Here is a 17323-nt window from a genome sequence, read left to right as displayed (position 1 = left end):
TCAGCTGTCCTGCTTCAGCGCCTCGATCGCGCGCTGCGTGACCTCGTCCACCTTGCCGAGGGCCGGGATCGTGGCGATCAGGCCCTGCTGGCGGTAGTAGTCGATGATCGGCTCGGTCTCCGTGTGGTAGACCTCCAGCCGGGTCCGCACGGCCTCCTCGGTGTCGTCCGAGCGCTGGTACAGCTCGCCGCCGCACTCGTCGCAGACGCCCTCGGTCTTCGGCGCGTTGTAGTCCACGTGGAAGACGTGGCCGCCGTCGTTGCGGCACAGCCGGCGGCCGGCGATCCGGCGGACGACCTCGTCCTCGGGGACCTCCAGGTCCAGCACGCCGTCCAGCTTGATGCCCTGCTCGGCGAGGAACTCGTCCAGCGCCTTCGCCTGGCCCAGGTTGCGCGGGAAGCCGTCGAGCAGGAAGCCGCCGGCGGCGTCCTCCTGGAGCATGCGGTCCTTGGCCATCCCGATGGTGACCTCGTCGGGCACCAGGCGGCCCGCGTCCATGTAGCTCTTGGCCTCGACACCCAGCGGGGTGCCCTGACCGATGTTGGCGCGGAACAGGTCGCCGGTGGAGATGTGGGGGATGGACAGGGTCTTGGCGAGCAGGTGCGCCTGAGTACCCTTCCCGGCCCCGGGGGGTCCGACGAGGACGATACGCATCAGCGGAGGAACCCTTCGTAATTGCGCTGCTGGAGCTGGCTCTCGATCTGCTTCACAGTTTCGAGTCCGACGCCGACGACGATGAGCACGCTGGTGCCGCCGAACGGGAAGTTGGTCTGCTGTCCGAAGGCGACCAGGGCGATCATCGGGATCAACGCGATCAGGCCCAGGTAGAGCGAACCCGGCCACGTGATGCGGGTGAGCACGTAGTTCAGGTACTCGGCCGTCGGGCGGCCGGCCCGGATACCCGGGATGAACCCACCATACTTCTTCATGTTGTCGGCCACTTCCTCGGGGTTGAAGGAGATGGCGACGTAGAAGAAGGCGAAGAAGACGATCAGCAGGAAGTAGGTGGCCATGTAGATCGGGTGGTCACCGCGCACGAAGTGCTGGTTGATCCACACCGCCCAGCCCGCCTGGCTGTTGGTCAGCTGGACCACGAGGGCCGGGATGTACAGCAGCGACGAGGCGAAGATGACCGGGATGACACCGGCCTGGTTCACCTTGAGCGGGATGTACGTCGAGGTTCCACCGAAGGCCCGGCGCCCGATCATGCGCTTCGCGTACTGGACCGGGATCCGGCGCTGGGCCTGCTCGACGAAGATGACGAGCATCACAACGATGACGCCGACCGCGATGACCGAGAAGAACTCGACCCAGCCGCCGCCGATGGTGCCGGAGCCCTTGATGGCCCACATCGAGGACGGGAACTGCGCGGCGATCGAGGTGAAGATCAGCAGCGACATGCCGTTGCCGATGCCGCGGTCGGTGATGAGCTCACCGAGCCACATGATCACCGTGGTGCCGGCGGTCATGGTCAGCACCATCACGGCGATCCGGAACACGCCGGTGTCCGGCACGATCTGGTTGGCGTAGACGCAGCCCGAGAACAGCGCGCCGCTGGAGGCCGTCGCGACGATGCCGGTGCCCTGGAGCACGGCGAGCGCGATGGTCAGGTAGCGGGTGTACTGGGTGATCTTCGCCTGGCCGGCCTGCCCCTCCTTCTTCAGCGCCTCAAGCCGTGGGATCACGACGGTGAGGAGCTGCAGGATGATGCTCGCCGTGATGTACGGCATGATGCCGAGGGCGAAGATCGTCAGCTGGAGGAGCGCGCCACCACTGAACAGGTTGACGAGCCCGAACAGGCCGTTGTTCTCGTTGTCCTTCAGGCAGGCGTGCACCGCCTGGAAGTCCACCCCGGGGACGGGGACATGTGAGCCCAGCCGGAACAGCACCATGATGCCCAGCGTGAACAGCAGCTTCTTGCGCAGGTCGGGCGTCTGGAACGCCCGCGCGAACGCACTGAGCACGGTGCCTCCTGCGCCTCCCGCGCGTCGTCGGCGGGAGGGTCGGTCCTGAATGGGAGTTTGCGGAACGGGCTCCGTTACAGACGGCACAGGCGAGCCTATGCGCAGCCTACAAGGGAACTCCACGGACTCTAACAGTGCACGGCCACTCGAAAGAAGCGCGTACCGCCGGTCCCCCACTCATGGGGTACGGGATGCCCGGTTTTGCCACACAAAAGAACGAGGGCCGGATCGCGCCGCGCGGACGGCCTCCGCGCGGCGGGCGGGAAAAGGCGCGAGCCCCGCGCCTCCCGAAGCGGGAGACGCGGGGCTCGCGGAAGTCAGCGGGCTCAGACGAGCTCGGTGACGGTACCGCCGGCGGCGGTGATCTTCTCGGCGGCCGGGCCGGAGACGGCGTCCACCGTCACCTGCAGCGCAACCGAGATCTCGCCGGTGCCGAGCACCTTGACGAGGGAGTTCTTGCGAACCGCGCCCTTGGCGACCAGGTCCTCGACCGTGACCGCGCCACCCTGCGGGTAGAGCTCGGCCAGCTTGTCGAGGTTGACGACCTGGAACGTGATCTTGAACGGGTTCTTGAAGCCCTTCAGCTTCGGCAGACGCATGTGGAGCGGCATCTGGCCACCCTCGAAGCGCTGCGGAACCTGGTAGCGGGCCTTGGTGCCCTTGGTACCACGACCCGCGGTCTTACCCTTGGAGCCCTCACCACGACCCACGCGGATCTTGTCGGTCTTGGCACCCGGGGCGGGACGCAGGTTGTGGATCTTGATCGGGTTGTCGCCCATGATCAGTCCACCTCCTCAACCGTCACCAGGTGACGGACCGTGTGGGCCATCCCGCGGATCTCGGGACGGTCCTCCTTCACCACGACGTCGTGCATCCGCTTGAGGCCAAGCGAGCGCAGGGTGTCACGGTGGTTCTGCTTGCTGCCGATGTACGACTTGGTCTGCGTGATCTTCAGGCGAGCCATCAGGCACTCACCCCGGCAGCACGCGCCCGCAGCAGAGCGGCGGGGGCCACGTCCTCCAGCGGCAGGCCACGACGGGCGGCGATCTCCTCGGGGCGAACGAGGCCCTTCAGAGCAGCCACGGTGGCGTGCACGATGTTGATCGCGTTGTCCGAGCCGAGCGACTTCGACAGGATGTCGTGAATGCCGGCGCACTCCAGGACGGCGCGCACCGGACCACCGGCGATAACACCGGTACCGGGGGCGGCGGGCTTCAGCAGCACGACGCCGGCGGCCTTCTCACCCTGGATGGGGTGCGGGATGGTGCCCTGGACACGGGGGACCTTGAAGAAGTTCTTCTTGGCCTCCTCAACGCCCTTGGCGATGGCGGCCGGAACCTCCTTCGCCTTCCCGTAACCGACACCCACGGTGCCATCGCCATCGCCCACCACGACCAGCGCGGTGAAGCTGAAACGACGACCACCCTTGACAACCTTGGCGACACGGTTGATCGCAACGACGCGCTCGACGTAAGCGGTCTTCTCGACGGCGGGGGCGTTACCCCGGTCGTCACGCTTACGGTCGCGCCGCTCGCCACCGGTGCCGCCGCCGGCGCCGCTACCGCGGCGCTGGGGTCCAGCCATTGGAATTACCTCTCTCGATTACGTCCGTCGACTGAGCCGACGAGCGGCTTAGAAGTCGAGCCCGGCCTCACGGGCAGCATCGGCCAAAGCGGCGATGCGGCCGGCGTACCGGTTGCCCGCGCGGTCGAAGACGACCGACTCGATGCCGGCGGCCTTGGCGCGCTCGGCGACCAGGCTCCCGACCTTCTTGGCCAGCTCGGTCTTGTCGCCCTCGGCGCCCTTGATGGACACGTCGAGGGTGGACGCCGACGCCAGGGTGTGACCCTGCGCGTCGTCGATGACCTGGGCGACCATGTGGCGGTTCGAGCGCGTCACGACGAGGCGCGGACGCACCTCGGTGCCGACGACGCGCTTGCGAACGCGGATCGCGCGGCGCTTGCGAGCGGCGCTCTTGTAGGCGTTGCCCTTGCCGATCTTGACAGAGACGCTCATCGCTTACTTACCACTCTTTCCGACCTTGCGGCGGATGACCTCGCCCGCGTACTTGACACCCTTGGCCTTGTACGGGTCGGGCTTGCGCAGCTTGCGGATCTTCGCGGCGACCTCGCCGACCTTCTGCTTGTCGATGCCGTCCACGTGGAACTTGGTGGGCGACTCGACCACGAAGGAGATGCCCTCCGGGGCCTCGACCAGGATCGGGTGGCTGTAGCCGAGCTGGAACTCCATGTCGGAGCCCTTCGCCAGGACTCGATAGCCAACACCGCTGATCTCCAGCGACTTGCGGTAGCCCGCGGTCACGCCGGTGATCATGTTCGCCACCAGCGTGCGGGAAAGGCCGTGCAGGGCCTTCGACAGACGCTCGTCGTTGGGGCGGGTGACGACCAGCGTGCCGTCCTCGCCCTTGCCGATCTCGATCGGCGCGGCGACGAGGTGGGTGAGCGAGCCCTTCGGGCCCTTCACCGAGACCGCCTGGCCATCGATGGTGACGTCCACGCCGGCGGGAACCGGGATGGGCAGCCGTCCAATGCGCGACATTGCTGTACCTCCGTTTCCCGAATTACCAGACGTAGGCGAGAACTTCTCCGCCTACGCCCTTCTTGGCAGCCTGCTTGTCGGTGAGGAGACCCGAGGACGTGGAGATGATCGCCACGCCCAGGCCGCCGAGCACCTTCGGCAGGTTGGTGGACTTTGCGTAGACCCGAAGGCCCGGCTTGCTGATCCGCTTGATGCCGGCGATCGAGCGCTCACGGTTGGGGCCGAACTTGAGCTCGATGGTCAGCTTCTTGCCGACCTCGCCCTCAACGGGCTCCTCAACCTTGTAGGAGGAGATGTACCCCTCCTGCTGCAGGATCTGGGCGACGTGCGCCTTGATCTTGCTGGCCGGCATCGCCACGGTGTCGTGGTACGCCGAGTTCGCGTTACGCAGACGCGTGAGCATGTCTGCGATGGGGTCGGTCATGGTCATGATGGCCTCAGGCCTCTCTCGCCGTGGTTTCTCCGCGCCAGGTCCCCCCGCCGCACTCCGAGGAGTGCGGCGGGGGCACAGACGCAGGGGACCTGCGGCGTCGTAAGACTGGGTGCGAGCCCTCCGAAGAGGGTCGGCGGCGGCTATGGAGCCACCGCGACAGGGGCCCGACCTCACTACCTTACGGGATTCCGTACGCAGCCCCCAAAAGGGGCTCTGTGGGATCGGGCACACCTGCCTCGCTATGGCGCTACCGCGAGGTCCTGAATTACCAGGAGCTCTTGGTCACGCCCGGCAGCTCACCGCGGTGGGCCATCTCACGGAGGCACACACGGCAGAGGCCGAACTTGCGGTACACCGAGTGCGGACGGCCGCAGCGCTGGCACCGGGTGTAGGCCCGGACGCCGAACTTCGGCTTCCGCTCGGCCTTCGCGATGAGGGACTTCTTCGCCATTGGCTCACGCCTCCTTGAACGGGAAGCCCAGAGCGCGCAGGAGCGCCCGGCCCTCGTCGTCGGTCTGAGCGGTGGTCACGACGGTGATGTCCATACCGCGCTGACGGTCGACCTTGTCCTGGTCGATCTCGTGGAACATAACCTGCTCGGTCAGACCGAAGGTGTAGTTGCCACGGCCGTCGAACTGCTTGGGGGAGAGACCCCGGAAGTCACGGATACGCGGCAGGGCCAGCGACACCAGACGGTCCAGGAACTCCCACATGCGGTCACCACGGAGGGTGACGTGGGTGCCGATCGGCTGGCCCTCGCGCAGCTTGAACTGCGCGATGGACTTGCGAGCCTTGGTCACAGCCGGCTTCTGGCCGGTGATCGCGGTGAGGTCGCGGATCGCGCCCTCGATCAGCTTGCTGTCACGGGCGGCCTCGCCGACACCCATGTTGACGACGACCTTGACCAGGCCGGGCGTCAGCATGACGTTCTCGTACGAGAACTGCTCCTGCAGCTGACCCTTGATCTCGGAGTTGTAACGCTCCTTGAGACGGGGGGTCACCTTCTCAACAGACGTCTCAGACATCAGATGTCCTCACCGGTTCGCTTGGCAACGCGGATCTTGTTGCCCTCGTCATCGAAGCGGTAGCCAACGCGGGTGACGACCTTCTTGCCGTCCTTCTCCACGACCAGCTGGACGTTGGAGACGTGCACCGGGGCCTCGACGGTGACGATGCCACCCTGAGTACCCGGACCCGGCTTGGTGTGCTTCTTGACCCGGTTCACACCCTCGACCAGGACCTTGTTCTCAGCCGGCATGGCCTGGATGACCTTGCCCTGCTTGCCCTTGTCCTTGCCGGTGATGACCTGGACCAGGTCACCCTTCTTGATCTTCATGCTGTTCGCCATGAGTTAGAGCACCTCCGGCGCAAGCGAGATGATCTTCATGAACTTCTTGTCGCGCAGCTCGCGGCCCACCGGGCCGAAGATGCGGGTACCACGGGGGTCACCGTCGGTGTTCTTGAGCACGACGGCGGCGTTCTCGTCGAACCGGATGTACGAACCGTCGGGACGACGGCGCGACTTCACGGTACGGACGACGACGCACTTGACGACGTCACCCTTCTTCACCGAACCGCCGGGGATCGCGTCCTTGACGGTGGCGACGATGACGTCCCCGATACCGGCGTAGCGGCGACCGGAGCCACCGAGAACGCGGATGCAAAGGATTTCCTTCGCGCCCGTGTTGTCGGCGACACGCAGTCGCGACTCCTGCTGGATCACAGCTTTCTCCTGATCGTCAACGAGAGCTGACGGGCCGGCCGCTGCTCACACCAGCGCCCGCAAGGGGCCTGGTGCACATACGGCCGTACCGCATCAACTTCGTTACTTGGCCTTCTCGAGGATCTCGACGACGCGCCAGCGCTTCGTCGCGGACAGCGGGCGGGTCTCCGCAAGGAGAACCCGGTCGCCGATGCCGCAGGCGTTCGCCTCGTCGTGCGCCTTCAGCTTGTTCGTACGGCGGATGACCTTGCCGTACAGCGCGTGCTTGACGCGGTCCTCGACGGCGACGACGACGGTCTTGTCCATCTTGTCGCTGACGACGAGACCCTCACGGGTCTTGCGGAAACCGCGCGTCTCGTTGGTGTTCTCAGTCATCAGGCGCTCTCCACCGTCTCGATGCCCAGCTCGCGCTCGCGCATCAGGGTGTAGATCCGCGCGATGTCCTTACGGACGAGCTTGAGCCGTCCGTGGTTGTCGAGCTGCCCGGTCGCCGCCTGGAAGCGGAGGTTGAACAGCTCCTCCTTGGCCTCACGGAGCTTGGCAACGAGACCCTCGTTGTCCAGCTCGCGGAGGTCAGCAGCCTTGGTGCCGGCCGACATCAGCTCTCACCTGCCTCGCGCCGGATGATCCGGCACTTCATCGGGAGCTTGTGAGCTGCGCGGGTCAGCGCCTCACGAGCCACCTTCTCGTTGGGGTACGACAGCTCGAACATGACCCGACCCGGGTGCACGTTCGCGATCCACCACTCGGGCGAACCCTTACCGGAACCCATGCGGGTCTCGGCCGGCTTCTTGGTCAGCGGGCGGTCCGGGTAGATGTTGATCCAGACCTTGCCGCCACGACGGATGTGACGGGTGATCGCGATACGAGCGGACTCGATCTGACGGTTCGTCACGTAGGCCGGGGTGACGGCCTGGATGCCGTACTCGCCGAAGGCGAGCTCGGTGCCACCCTTGGCAGCGCCACGGCGCTTCGGGTGGTGCTGCTTGCGGTGCTTGACCCGACGGGGGATCAGCATGGGGGTCAGGCCTCCGTTCCGGTGTTCTCGGCTGCCGGAGCCTCGGCCGCCGCGGCCGCGGGGGCCTCGGCAGCGGCGGGACGACGGCCACGGCCACCGCGCTCGCCACCACGACGCTCGCCACCGCGGGCGGGACGACCACCCTCGGGACGGGCCGGGCGGTTGCCCGAGCGGGCAGCGGCGTTCTCAGCGCGGACCTCGGCGATGTTCTTGACGTCGCCCTTGTAGATCCAGACCTTCACGCCGATGCGGCCGAAGGTGGTCTTGGCCTCGAAGAAGCCGTAGTCGACGTTCGCGCGCAGGGTGTGCAGCGGCACACGGCCCTCGCGGTAGAACTCCGAACGGCTCATCTCGGCGCCGCCGAGACGACCGGAGCACTGGACCTTGATGCCCTTGGCGCCGGACTTCATGGTGCCCTGCATCGACTTGCGCATGGCACGGCGGAAGGACACGCGGGAGGACAGCTGCTCCGCGACGCCCTGAGCCACGAGCTGGGCGTCCAGCTCGGGGTTCTTGACCTCGAGGATGTTCAGCTGGACCTGCTTGCCGGTCAGCTTCTCGAGGTCGCCGCGGATGCGGTCGGCCTCGGTGCCGCGGCGGCCGATGACGATGCCGGGGCGAGCGGTGTGGATGTCAACGCGGACGCGGTCGCGGGTGCGCTCGATCTCGACCTTGGAGATGCCGGCGCGCTCCATGCCCTTCGTCATCATGCGACGAATGGCGACGTCTTCCTTGACGTAGTCCTTGTACAGCTTGTCGGCGTACCAGCGGGACTTGAAGTCCGTGCTGATGCCGAGGCGGAACCCGTGCGGGTTAACCTTCTGGCCCATTACCGGGTCCCTTCCTTGCTGCTGACGACCACGGTGATGTGGCTGGTCCGCTTGCGGATCCGGTAGGCACGGCCCTGGGCGCGCGGACGGAACCGCTTCAGGGTCGGGCCCTCGTCAACGTACGCCTCGCTGATGACGAGGTCGTCCACGTTGGAGTGGTTGTAGTTGTGCGCGGCGTTGGCAATGGCGCTGTCGAGCACCTTGCCGACCGGCACGGTGGCAGCCTGCGGAGCGAAACGCAGGACGGCCTGAGCCTCCGTGGCGTGCAGGCCACGGATGAGGTCCACCACGCGGCGGGCCTTCATGGGCGTGACGCGGATGTACCGCGCCTGGGCCCTGGCTTCCATGGTTGTCCCCTTAATGGAGTAAGTCATTGAGTCGTTCTGGCGCTTAAAGCTCAGGCGACTTAGCGACGCTTCGACTTGCGGTCGTCCTTGACGTGACCGCGGAAGGTACGCGTCGGCGCGAACTCGCCGAGCTTGTGGCCGACCATCGACTCGGTGACGAACACCGGGACGTGCTTGCGGCCATCGTGCACCGCGATCGTGTGGCCGAGCATGGCCGGGAAGATCACGGAGCGACGGGACCAGGTCTTGATGACGTTCTGGGTACCCGCCTCATTCTGCGCGTCCACCTTCTTGAGAAGGTGGCCGTCGATGAAGGGGCCCTTCTTGAGACTGCGCGGCATCTGACCTGCTCCTAGCGCTTCTTGTTGGTCTTGCGGCGGCGCACGATGAGAGCGTCCGACGCCTTCTTCGGGCGACGGGTGCGACCCTCCTTCTGGCCCCACGGCGAGACCGGGTGGCGACCACCGGAGGTCTTACCCTCACCACCACCGTGCGGGTGGTCGATCGGGTTCATGGCGACACCACGCACGGTCGGGCGAACGCCCTTCCAGCGCATACGGCCGGCCTTGCCCCAGTTGATGTTCGACTGCTCGGCGTTGCCGACCTCGCCGACGGTCGCGCGGCAGCGCGCGTCCACCAGGCGGATCTCACCGGAGGGCATGCGCAGGTGCGCCATCTTGCCCTCACGCGCCAGCAGCTGGATGCCGGAGCCGGCGGAGCGGGCCAGCTTGGCACCGCCACCGGGACGCAGCTCCACCGCGTGGATGGTGGTACCGACCGGGATGTTGCGCAGCGGCAGGTTGTTGCCGGGCTTGATGTCGGCGCCGGCGCCGTTCTCAACCCGGTCGCCCTGCGCGATGCCGCGCGGCGCGATGATGTAGCGCTTCTCGCCGTCCGCGTAGTGCAGGAGCGCGATGCGCGCGGTGCGGTTCGGGTCGTACTCGATGTGCGCGACCTTGGCCGGCACGCCGTCCTTGTCGTGACGACGGAAGTCGATCACGCGGTAGGCGCGCTTGTGACCGCCACCCTGGTGGCGAACGGTGATCCGACCGGCGTTGTTACGGCCGCCCTTGCTGTGCAGGGGGCGAACCAGCGACTTCTCCGGCGTGGACCGCGTGATTTCGACGAAGTCGGCCACGCTGGAGCCACGACGGCCCGGCGTAGTCGGCTTGTACTTGCGGATACCCATTTTCGTCCTCGTCCTTATCGACGATCACGGCCTCCGTCAGGAGGTCGGACCACCGAAGATGTCGATGCGGTTGCCCTCGGCCAGCGTCACGATGGCGCGCTTGGTGTCCTTGCGCTTGCCAAAACCCGTCTTGGAGCGCTTGCGCTTGCCCTGACGGTTGATCGTGTTGACAGCCTCGACCTTGACCGAGAAGACGGCCTCGACGGCCTGCTTGATCTGGGTCTTGTTGGCGCCCGGCGACACGATGAACGTGTACTTGTTCTCGTCGAGAAGGCTGTAGCTCTTCTCGGAGATAACCGGCTTCACCAGGACGTCACGGGGGTCCGTGAACGTCTTGCTCGTAACCTCGCTCATCAGGCGGCGCTCCCTTCGAGCTCGCCCTCAGCAGCCACGGCCTTGGCGGACGCGGCGGGACCCGCCACGAAACGCTCGAAGGCGGCCTGGGTGAAGACCACATCGTCGGAGACGAGCACGTCGTAGGTGTTCAGCTGGCCGGCGTCCAGGATGTGCACGTGCGGCAGGTTGCGGGCGCTCTTGAGACCCAGCTCGTCGGCACGCTCGACGACGAGGAGGATGTTCTTGCGCTCGGTGATCTTGCCGAACAGGCCCTTGGCGGCCTTGGTCGACGGCACCTCGGCCGCGATCACGTCGGTGACGACGTGGATGCGGTTGTGGCGGGCCCGGTCGGTGAGCGCACCGCGCAGGGCGGCGGCGATCATCTTCTTCGGGGTCCGCTGCGAGTAGTCGCGCGGCACGGGACCGTGCACGACGCCACCGCCGGCGAACTGCGGCGCACGGGTCGAGCCCTGACGGGCGCGGCCGGTGCCCTTCTGGCGGTACGGCTTCTTGCCGCCACCGCGGACCTCACCGCGAGTCTTGGTCTTGTGGGTGCCCTGACGGGCCGCAGCGAGCTGCGCCACGACGACCTGGTGCATCAGCGGAACGCTGACCTTCGCGTCGAAGATCTCGGCCGGGAGCTCAAGGCTGCCGGTCTTGTCGCCCGAGGGCGACAGGATGTCAATGGTGCTCATATCCTCACAGCCCCTTCGCCGCAGTGCGGACGAGGACGAGGCCGCCGTTCGGGCCCGGGATTGCGCCCTTGATCAGGAGCAGCCCCTTCTCCGCGTCAACGGCATGGATGGTCAGGTTCTGGGTGGTCACGCGCTCGTGGCCCATCCGGCCGGCCATCCGTACGCCCTTGAACACACGACCCGGGGTGGCGCAGCCACCGATCGAGCCGGGCGAGCGGTGCTTGCGCTGCACACCGTGACCGGCGCCGAGGCCCCGGAAGTTGTGGCGCTTCATGACACCGGCGAAGCCCTTGCCCTTGGAGGTGCCGGTCACGTCGACCTTGACACCCGCCTCGAACAGCTCGGCGGTGATCTCCTGGCCCAGGGTGTACTCGGACGCGTCCGAGGTACGGAGCTCGACCAGGTGGCGGCGCGGGGTGACACCGGCCTTGGCGAAGTGGCCCGCGAGGGGCTTGTTCACCTTGCGGGGGTCGATCTCGCCGAAGCCGATCTGCACGGCGTCGTAGCCGGCCGGGCTGTCAGCGGTGTGGACCTGGGTCACGACATTCGGCCCAGCCTTGACGACGGTCACCGGAACGACCCGGTTGTTCTCGTCCCAGACCTGGGTCATGCCGAGCTTCTCGCCCAGGATGCCCTTAATCTGCTTAGCCATCTTCGGTGCGCCTCTCAGAGCTTGATCTCGATGTCGACGCCCGCCGGCAGGTCGAGACGCATGAGCGAGTCAACCGTCTTCGGCGTGGGGTCGAGGATGTCGATCAGACGCTTGTGAGTACGCATCTCGAAGTGCTCGCGCGAGTCCTTGTACTTGTGCGGCGAGCGGATGACGCAGTACACGTTCTTCTCAGTGGGCAGCGGCACCGGGCCCGCGACCTGCGCACCAGTACGGATCACCGTCTCGACGATCTTCTTCGCCGAGGAGTCGATGACCTCGTGGTCGTAGGCCTTGAGCCGGATGCGGATCTTCTGTCCCGCCATGGCTACTCAGTAGTCCTTTGTCATAGTTACTGCACGGCCCCCATCCGACCCCCGCGCTCGGGCGTGTCGCACTCGCGCTTGCAAAAAACCGGCGATCAAATCGTCGGTTTCAAACTTTCGGGGTGGGGGGAGCCGGGTCGAGGCCCCGCACACGCTTCCCGGAAGATTCCCGTACTTCCGCCCCGCAGCTGCCGTGGCGTAACACTCACGCTTGACGGCCATCACGGGAACGACGAGTACATGGGACTCGCTTCCAGTCCTCCCGGCGGGAGGCGCGCAGCATCGGCACTCAACCGAGCAACTTGGACATACTGCCACAGCCGTGAGCCGGAAAGCCAATCGGGACCGGTGAGGCGTACCTCACCGGCCCCGACGGGCCGGACCTGCCGGTTTCCCGGCGGCGGGCTACTTCTGCGCGCCGTTGTCCCACGGAGCGCGGCGGCCGCAGACCTCCTGCCACTCCTCGGTCGCGACGCCGGCGCACCAGACGAACTTCTTGTCGTCCTTGTCCGGCTCCCAGTCCTTGATGATGATGTCCGCGCAGGTCGACACCGGCGCGTACTTCGGACAGTCGCCGTTGGCCTTCTTGATCGTGTGGGCGCGCCAGGCGTCCAGGCCCATCCGCCCGTACTTCTCGTGCTCCGGCATGTAGCGGTTGACCGACCAGGAGGCGCCCATGGTGCCGAACAGGGCGAGCGCGCAGACCAGGCCGGCGGCGAGCTGGCGCTGGGTGCGGCCCGGGATCACCGTGGTGCCGGCCGGCGCGTCCTCCTTGCGGAACGTCCGCTCCACCCAGCCGCCGCCGCGGTGGTAGGCCGCCATCAGGCCCAGCACGGCGAGGATCATCAGGCAGTACATGATGATCCAGGTGGTCCGGGGGTACAGCGCGACGGTCCCGCTCTGCGCCATCGAGCCGGCGAAGGTGAACCGCATCAGCCAGGCGCCGGCCAGTACCGCGGCGGCGGTCCGCACGGCGAGGCTGCGCAGCCCCAGCCCGAGGCCGAGCCCGACGCCGGCGAGCAGCAGGATGGTGAAGCCGCTCTGCCCGGCGAGGTCACCCGTGTCCGGGTAGTCGTGGTAGGTGGTCTGGCCGACCCGGTCGGACAGCCAGCCCATCACGTAGGCCGGGTCGGTGTAGGTCATGATGTAGCCGTACCGGTCCGGGACGTCCGAGCCCACCTTGGCCAGCTGGTACAGCAGCGGCGAGCCGACGACGCCGGCGCTCACCACGGTGGTGCCGATCAGGGCCAGCCCGTTGCGGACCGCCTCCTTCCCCCCGCGCCACGGGAAGACGAAGAGCGTCAGCACGGCGATGCCGGGGGCCGACCACAGGTACCAGCCGGAGTACCAGAGGAACAGCAGGCCGAAGACGACGCCGAACCCGAGCCCGCGCAGCAGGGCGGTCGGCATCCTCAGCTCGCCGGCCCGGCGCACCTCGCGCAGGACCGCGGTCAGCAGCGGGACCAGGACGATCATCACCACGTGGCTGTACGGGCGGATCGGGTCCAGGAAGACCACGGCGGCCGGGACCGCGATCAGCAGGGCCCAGAACGGGCGCAGCAGCAGCCGCCAGGCCAGGTAGCTCATCGGGCCGACCAGCGCGCTGAAGAAGATCTGCAGGTCTTGCAGGGCGAAGCCCTCGCTGCCGACGCCGTTGTAGCGGTACTTCGCCCAGAGCGCGATCAGCGCCGGGAAGCCGGGCGGGTAGACGCCGGGCAGGCCCTTGCCGTCCAGCATGCCGGTGGCCATGTGGACCAGGACGCTCGGGTCGCCCTCCTGGCCGCCGAGCGGCCAGGGCGTGCCGTGCAGGGCCACCACGATGCCGCCGGCCACCACACCGGTGGACAGGCCGGCCAGGGCGGAGCAGACCAGCCGCTGGGTGAGCCGGTGCCGGCGCAGGGTGCCCCGGTAGGCGGTGAACAGCAGCACCGCGAGCATCGGCAGGCCGACGATCGTGACGTACTGCTGGATCTTGGCCAGCCCGCTGACCTGGCCGATCCGGTTCAGCGGGTTGATGTCGATACGGGTGCAGAGCAGCGTGAAGCCCAGCGCCGCGACGACCCCGACCACGACCTCGGCGGTGATCTGGGCCCAGCGGCGGGTCATCAGCCCGGGCTTGTCCGCCGCCGGGGCGACGGGTGGCGCCGCGGCTCCGGCTTCGCGCGAGGGGCCCTTCTCACGGACCACGTCCGGGGCCAGATCTGTCATCTCGGTCCACTTCCGTGAGGCGGCGCCGCCACGTCCGGGGGGCGCCGGCCGCAGGTTCGATCCACTGCGGCGTTCGGTTGGAACAGGCCATGGGGGCGGTGCGCCCCGAGGCGTTCGGGATTCTTCCACGCCGCACAACACCCACGCCAACCGCCGATCCTCCGCCGAACCCCCGCAGCGGGCGGATGGTGCTTACCCGCACTTGCCCTCGGGGGCAAACACGGGGCACTTGCCGTCCGGCTGCGTGGTGATGTGCGCGAACCACGCGAACGAGCCCCACGAGCCCTGGTTGGCGGGCATGAAACGGTCGACGGTGGAGGAGCCGGCCATCGAGAAGAAGAACGCCAGCGCGCAGAGCACCGCTCCCCCGGTCCGCAGCGCGGGAACGCGGACGGTGCGGGCGAAGGACTCCGCCCGCTCCCCCTCCCCGGTCTCCTCGCGGGCGGCGAACTTCCGGCTGAGCAGGTAGCAGGCCATGCCGCAGAGCACGATGCCGCAGTACAGCAGCTCGGCGGAGGTGCGGGGGTACAGCTGCACCAGCTGGTCGCGCTCCATGTGCGAGGCGAACCAGTAGCGCATCAGGAAAGCGCCGAGCATGCAGAACGCGGCGACCTGGACCACCGGCAGGGCCGGGCCGAGCCAGAGCGCGACGCCGACGCCGACGATCAGCAGCAGGACGAAGACGCCGACCCCGCCGAGCTCCCCGGGCAGCGGCCAGGCGCCGTTGGCGATCACGCCGGGCGAGTCCCCCTGCCACATCGCGAAGTACGCGGGGTCCACGTTGGTGTCGAAGTACATGTAGGTGTCGGGGGTGTCCGACCCGGCGAGCAGCCGCTGCAGGTAGGTGCCGGCCACCAGCAGGAAGACCGCCCCGGTCGCGCCCAGCAGGGCGGCGGCCCTCAGCACGGCGGCCTTCCCCCGCTTGGCGATCTTGACCAGGGTGAGGACCGTCACCGCCAGCGCACCGGGCGCCGACCAGACGAACCAGCCGGAGTACCAGAGGAAGAGCAGCGCCAGGGCGAGCCCGTAGGCGGCGCCGGTGAGCAGCGCGGTCCGCACGCTCTTGCCGGTGGACCTCAGCACGCTGGTGACCAGCCGGGCCAGGACGGGGATGAGGACCAGCAGCGCCACGTCCACGTACGGCTTGGCCGCGTGGACGATCGGGAAGACCGGCACCACGCCGATGGCGAGCGCCCACAGCGGCGGGAGCAGCAGCCGCCACGCCAGGTAGACCACCGGCCCGGTCAGCGCGATCAGCACCAGGCCGAGCATCTTCAGGCCCAGGCCGGGCCGGTCGGGGTAGAGGAGGTCGGTCCAGCGGGCCAGCAGGTGCGGGAACAGCGGCGGGTAGACGCTGGAGATCGGGCGGCCCGCGAGGATGTCGCCGACCCACAGCTGCAACTGCCCGGAGTCGCCGCGCCTGCCGTTGAGCGGCCAGACCGTGCCGCGCAGCGCGACGGCGACCCCGCCGGCGTACAGCCCGGTGGCGAGGCCCGACAGGGAGGCCGCGGCGGTCCGCAGCGCGATCGGGCGCGAGAACCAGCGGCTCGCCGCCCACCACAGCAGGGCGATGGCGATGAAGACCAGGATGAACCGCAGCTGGAGCGCGGCCAGGCCGCTGACCTGGCCCACCCGCTGCATCGGGTTGACCCGGATGAATGTGCAGATCCAGGTGAACCCGAGGGCAACGAGAACACCCGCCGCTGCCTCGACGGCCCCGGGCAGCAGCCGCCCGAGCAGGGACGGCCGGGCATCGTCGGCACCGGAGACGTGCCGCTGACGCGCGATTATTCGAGGCCCGGTGGCCGTCGCAGACATGATTCCCGTTCTTCAGAAACGTTGGGGAACCCGGCGTGGCCCGCCGTGGGGTTCCCGGGACCGGAGCGCCGTCAGAGCTGCGGGACCCGCTCGTCGGCGGCCGAGGTCTCGAAGCGGTCGGTGTTCACGCGCTGGCCGTCGTTCACCGCGACGGTGCGGGCCAGGTCGGTGAGCTTCTTCTCCAGCGAGCGGAAGCGCATGAAGGTGTTCAGGGTCATGAACGCCATCGCGACGACCAGCAGGTAGAGCACCAGGTCGGTGCCGCGGCCGACGCCGAGCTTGTTGGCGATCCAGGTCACGTCCTGCGGCCGCAGGACCGCGTAGACGTTGGCGACGACGAAGGCGAAGAACGCCATCCGCTTCCAGGCGCGGGTGTGGGCGGCGTCCCAGCGGCGGACGAAGGCGAGCACGAGCACACCCGTGCCGACCATGAGCAGCAACTGGATCCAGATGTACTTCACTTGCGGCCACGCTCCCTGAGCGAGATGTCGAAGAGGATGTTGACGCCGTTAATCAGCGACTGGCCCTTGGAACGGGAGTAGTCGGTGTACAGGATGTCCACCGGCACCTCCATGACCCGCAGGTCCGAGGCCGCCAGGAAGGCGACGATCTCGGAGGCGTGGGCCATGCCGTTCATGGTGATGCGGAGCTTGGTCGCGGCCTCGCGGTTGATGACGCGGAGTCCGTTGTGGGAGTCCGTCAGGTTGAGCTTGCGTGCGGTGGGGCTGATCGTCGCGGCGGTCCGCAGGACCACCCGCTTGATCCACGGCACCTCGCCGGTCTGCTCGATGAACCGGGAGCCGAGGACCACGTCGGCCTCGTCGGCCCGGAGCAGGGCGACCATCTTCTCGACGTCGTGCGTCTGGTGCTGGCCGTCGGCGTCGAAGGTCGCGAAGTACTTGGAGCCGGGCTGCTTGAGCGCGTAGTTCAGGCCGGTCTGCAGCGCGGCGCCCTGGCCGAGGTTGACGGGGTGCTGGACCAGGTGCGCGCCGGTGGTCATGATGTGCTCGGCCGAGTTGTCCGTGCTGCCGTCGTCGACCACGACGATGTTCGGGAAGGTCTTCCGAGCCCCCTCGATCACGTCGGCGATGACGGTTCCCTCGTTGTAGGCCGGGATGACCAGCCACACGTCGTCGTAGTCGGACATCATGACTCCATGCCGCGGCCGCCGGCCGCGAGTTTCAGGGTGCGAAGAGAGACGGGCTGCGGACCTCGGCGACAGTGGCGG

At 67.8% G+C, this 17323-nt stretch carries 27 protein-coding genes; all 27 read right to left on the bottom strand.

Annotated elements, in window-relative coordinates:
* A complete protein-coding gene (locus tag ACFZBX_RS11740) occupies positions 1 to 654 on the bottom strand; it encodes an adenylate kinase (protein WP_391533226.1) in 654 nt (217 codons plus the stop codon).
* Entirely contained in the window at positions 654 to 1964 is a 1311-nt protein-coding gene (secY, locus tag ACFZBX_RS11735; RefSeq protein ID WP_344338016.1) for a preprotein translocase subunit SecY, read from the bottom strand. The genes ACFZBX_RS11740 and secY overlap by 1 nt, the downstream gene beginning before the upstream one ends.
* A gap of 326 nt (positions 1965 to 2290) precedes the next feature.
* Complete coding sequence (rplO, locus tag ACFZBX_RS11730; RefSeq protein ID WP_391533225.1) at positions 2291 to 2743, bottom strand: 50S ribosomal protein L15; 453 nt, start codon at positions 2741 to 2743, stop codon at positions 2291 to 2293.
* 2 nt (positions 2744 to 2745) lie between these two features.
* Entirely contained in the window at positions 2746 to 2928 is a 183-nt protein-coding gene (rpmD, locus tag ACFZBX_RS11725) for a 50S ribosomal protein L30 (RefSeq protein ID WP_030055835.1), read from the bottom strand.
* Positions 2928 to 3548 (bottom strand): 30S ribosomal protein S5, encoded by a 621-nt coding sequence (rpsE, locus tag ACFZBX_RS11720; protein ID WP_391533223.1) that lies wholly within the window; start codon positions 3546 to 3548, stop codon positions 2928 to 2930. The genes rpmD and rpsE overlap by 1 nt, the downstream gene beginning before the upstream one ends.
* Before the next feature lie 48 nt (positions 3549 to 3596).
* Positions 3597 to 3980, bottom strand: coding sequence for a 50S ribosomal protein L18 (gene rplR / locus ACFZBX_RS11715; protein WP_329885379.1), 384 nt, complete (start codon positions 3978 to 3980; stop codon positions 3597 to 3599).
* 3 nt (positions 3981 to 3983) lie between these two features.
* A complete protein-coding gene (rplF, locus tag ACFZBX_RS11710) occupies positions 3984 to 4523 on the bottom strand; it encodes a 50S ribosomal protein L6 (RefSeq protein ID WP_391533221.1) in 540 nt (179 codons plus the stop codon).
* A gap of 22 nt (positions 4524 to 4545) precedes the next feature.
* Positions 4546 to 4953, bottom strand: a complete 408-nt coding sequence (gene rpsH / locus ACFZBX_RS11705; protein ID WP_030232489.1) for a 30S ribosomal protein S8 — start codon at positions 4951 to 4953, stop codon at positions 4546 to 4548.
* 268 nt (positions 4954 to 5221) lie between these two features.
* On the bottom strand, positions 5222 to 5407 hold the full coding sequence (locus ACFZBX_RS11700) for a type Z 30S ribosomal protein S14 (RefSeq protein WP_030393303.1): 186 nt from the start codon (positions 5405 to 5407) through the stop codon (positions 5222 to 5224).
* Between the two features lie 4 nt (positions 5408 to 5411).
* A complete protein-coding gene (gene rplE / locus ACFZBX_RS11695) occupies positions 5412 to 5981 on the bottom strand; it encodes a 50S ribosomal protein L5 (RefSeq protein WP_030300393.1) in 570 nt (189 codons plus the stop codon).
* Entirely contained in the window at positions 5981 to 6292 is a 312-nt protein-coding gene (rplX, locus tag ACFZBX_RS11690; protein ID WP_030232484.1) for a 50S ribosomal protein L24, read from the bottom strand. Before rplX ends, rplE begins: the two co-directional genes overlap by 1 nt.
* Before the next feature lie 15 nt (positions 6293 to 6307).
* The gene (rplN, locus tag ACFZBX_RS11685) at positions 6308 to 6679 is read right to left on the bottom strand and encodes a 50S ribosomal protein L14 (RefSeq protein WP_030393301.1); all 372 of its coding nucleotides are present in this window, start codon (positions 6677 to 6679) and stop codon (positions 6308 to 6310) included.
* A gap of 102 nt (positions 6680 to 6781) precedes the next feature.
* On the bottom strand, positions 6782 to 7054 hold the full coding sequence (rpsQ, locus tag ACFZBX_RS11680; RefSeq protein WP_030055826.1) for a 30S ribosomal protein S17: 273 nt from the start codon (positions 7052 to 7054) through the stop codon (positions 6782 to 6784).
* Entirely contained in the window at positions 7054 to 7278 is a 225-nt protein-coding gene (rpmC, locus tag ACFZBX_RS11675; RefSeq protein WP_049649042.1) for a 50S ribosomal protein L29, read from the bottom strand. Before rpmC ends, rpsQ begins: the two co-directional genes overlap by 1 nt.
* Positions 7278 to 7697 carry a 50S ribosomal protein L16 gene (gene rplP / locus ACFZBX_RS11670; RefSeq protein ID WP_391533218.1) on the bottom strand — a complete coding sequence of 140 codons (420 nt, stop codon included), beginning with the start codon at positions 7695 to 7697 and terminating at the stop codon, positions 7278 to 7280. The genes rpmC and rplP overlap by 1 nt, the downstream gene beginning before the upstream one ends.
* Positions 7698 to 7702: 5 nt before the next feature.
* On the bottom strand, positions 7703 to 8527 hold the full coding sequence (gene rpsC / locus ACFZBX_RS11665; RefSeq protein ID WP_188301636.1) for a 30S ribosomal protein S3: 825 nt from the start codon (positions 8525 to 8527) through the stop codon (positions 7703 to 7705).
* Positions 8527 to 8874 carry a 50S ribosomal protein L22 gene (rplV, locus tag ACFZBX_RS11660; RefSeq protein WP_391533216.1) on the bottom strand — a complete coding sequence of 116 codons (348 nt, stop codon included), beginning with the start codon at positions 8872 to 8874 and terminating at the stop codon, positions 8527 to 8529. The genes rpsC and rplV overlap by 1 nt, the downstream gene beginning before the upstream one ends.
* A 59-nt stretch (positions 8875 to 8933) precedes the next feature.
* Positions 8934 to 9215 (bottom strand): 30S ribosomal protein S19, encoded by a 282-nt coding sequence (rpsS, locus tag ACFZBX_RS11655; RefSeq protein WP_030055821.1) that lies wholly within the window; start codon positions 9213 to 9215, stop codon positions 8934 to 8936.
* 11 nt (positions 9216 to 9226) lie between these two features.
* Positions 9227 to 10063: a 50S ribosomal protein L2 gene (gene rplB, locus ACFZBX_RS11650; RefSeq protein WP_391533215.1), complete on the bottom strand. Its 837-nt coding sequence runs from the start codon at positions 10061 to 10063 to the stop codon at positions 9227 to 9229.
* A gap of 36 nt (positions 10064 to 10099) precedes the next feature.
* Positions 10100 to 10417, bottom strand: coding sequence for a 50S ribosomal protein L23 (rplW, locus tag ACFZBX_RS11645; protein ID WP_391533213.1), 318 nt, complete (start codon positions 10415 to 10417; stop codon positions 10100 to 10102).
* Positions 10417 to 11094 carry a 50S ribosomal protein L4 gene (gene rplD, locus ACFZBX_RS11640; protein ID WP_045937810.1) on the bottom strand — a complete coding sequence of 226 codons (678 nt, stop codon included), beginning with the start codon at positions 11092 to 11094 and terminating at the stop codon, positions 10417 to 10419. Before rplD ends, rplW begins: the two co-directional genes overlap by 1 nt.
* A gap of 4 nt (positions 11095 to 11098) precedes the next feature.
* A complete protein-coding gene (rplC, locus tag ACFZBX_RS11635) occupies positions 11099 to 11746 on the bottom strand; it encodes a 50S ribosomal protein L3 (protein ID WP_030055817.1) in 648 nt (215 codons plus the stop codon).
* A gap of 14 nt (positions 11747 to 11760) precedes the next feature.
* A complete protein-coding gene (gene rpsJ, locus ACFZBX_RS11630) occupies positions 11761 to 12069 on the bottom strand; it encodes a 30S ribosomal protein S10 (protein ID WP_012785157.1) in 309 nt (102 codons plus the stop codon).
* A gap of 405 nt (positions 12070 to 12474) precedes the next feature.
* Positions 12475 to 14277: a hypothetical protein gene (locus ACFZBX_RS11625; RefSeq protein ID WP_391533211.1), complete on the bottom strand. Its 1803-nt coding sequence runs from the start codon at positions 14275 to 14277 to the stop codon at positions 12475 to 12477.
* Between the two features lie 192 nt (positions 14278 to 14469).
* A complete protein-coding gene (locus ACFZBX_RS11620) occupies positions 14470 to 16095 on the bottom strand; it encodes a hypothetical protein (protein WP_391533209.1) in 1626 nt (541 codons plus the stop codon).
* 71 nt (positions 16096 to 16166) lie between these two features.
* The gene (locus ACFZBX_RS11615; RefSeq protein WP_391533207.1) at positions 16167 to 16556 is read right to left on the bottom strand and encodes a DUF2304 domain-containing protein; all 390 of its coding nucleotides are present in this window, start codon (positions 16554 to 16556) and stop codon (positions 16167 to 16169) included.
* A complete protein-coding gene (locus tag ACFZBX_RS11610) occupies positions 16553 to 17242 on the bottom strand; it encodes a glycosyltransferase family 2 protein (protein ID WP_380755220.1) in 690 nt (229 codons plus the stop codon). The genes ACFZBX_RS11615 and ACFZBX_RS11610 overlap by 4 nt, the downstream gene beginning before the upstream one ends.
* Positions 17243 to 17323 lie beyond the last annotated feature (81 nt).

The sequence above is a fragment of the Kitasatospora sp. NPDC008115 genome (genome assembly GCF_042957205.1).
Lineage (GTDB): Bacteria > Actinomycetota > Actinomycetes > Streptomycetales > Streptomycetaceae > Kitasatospora.
This window is presented reverse-complemented; position numbering and strand designations above follow the sequence as displayed.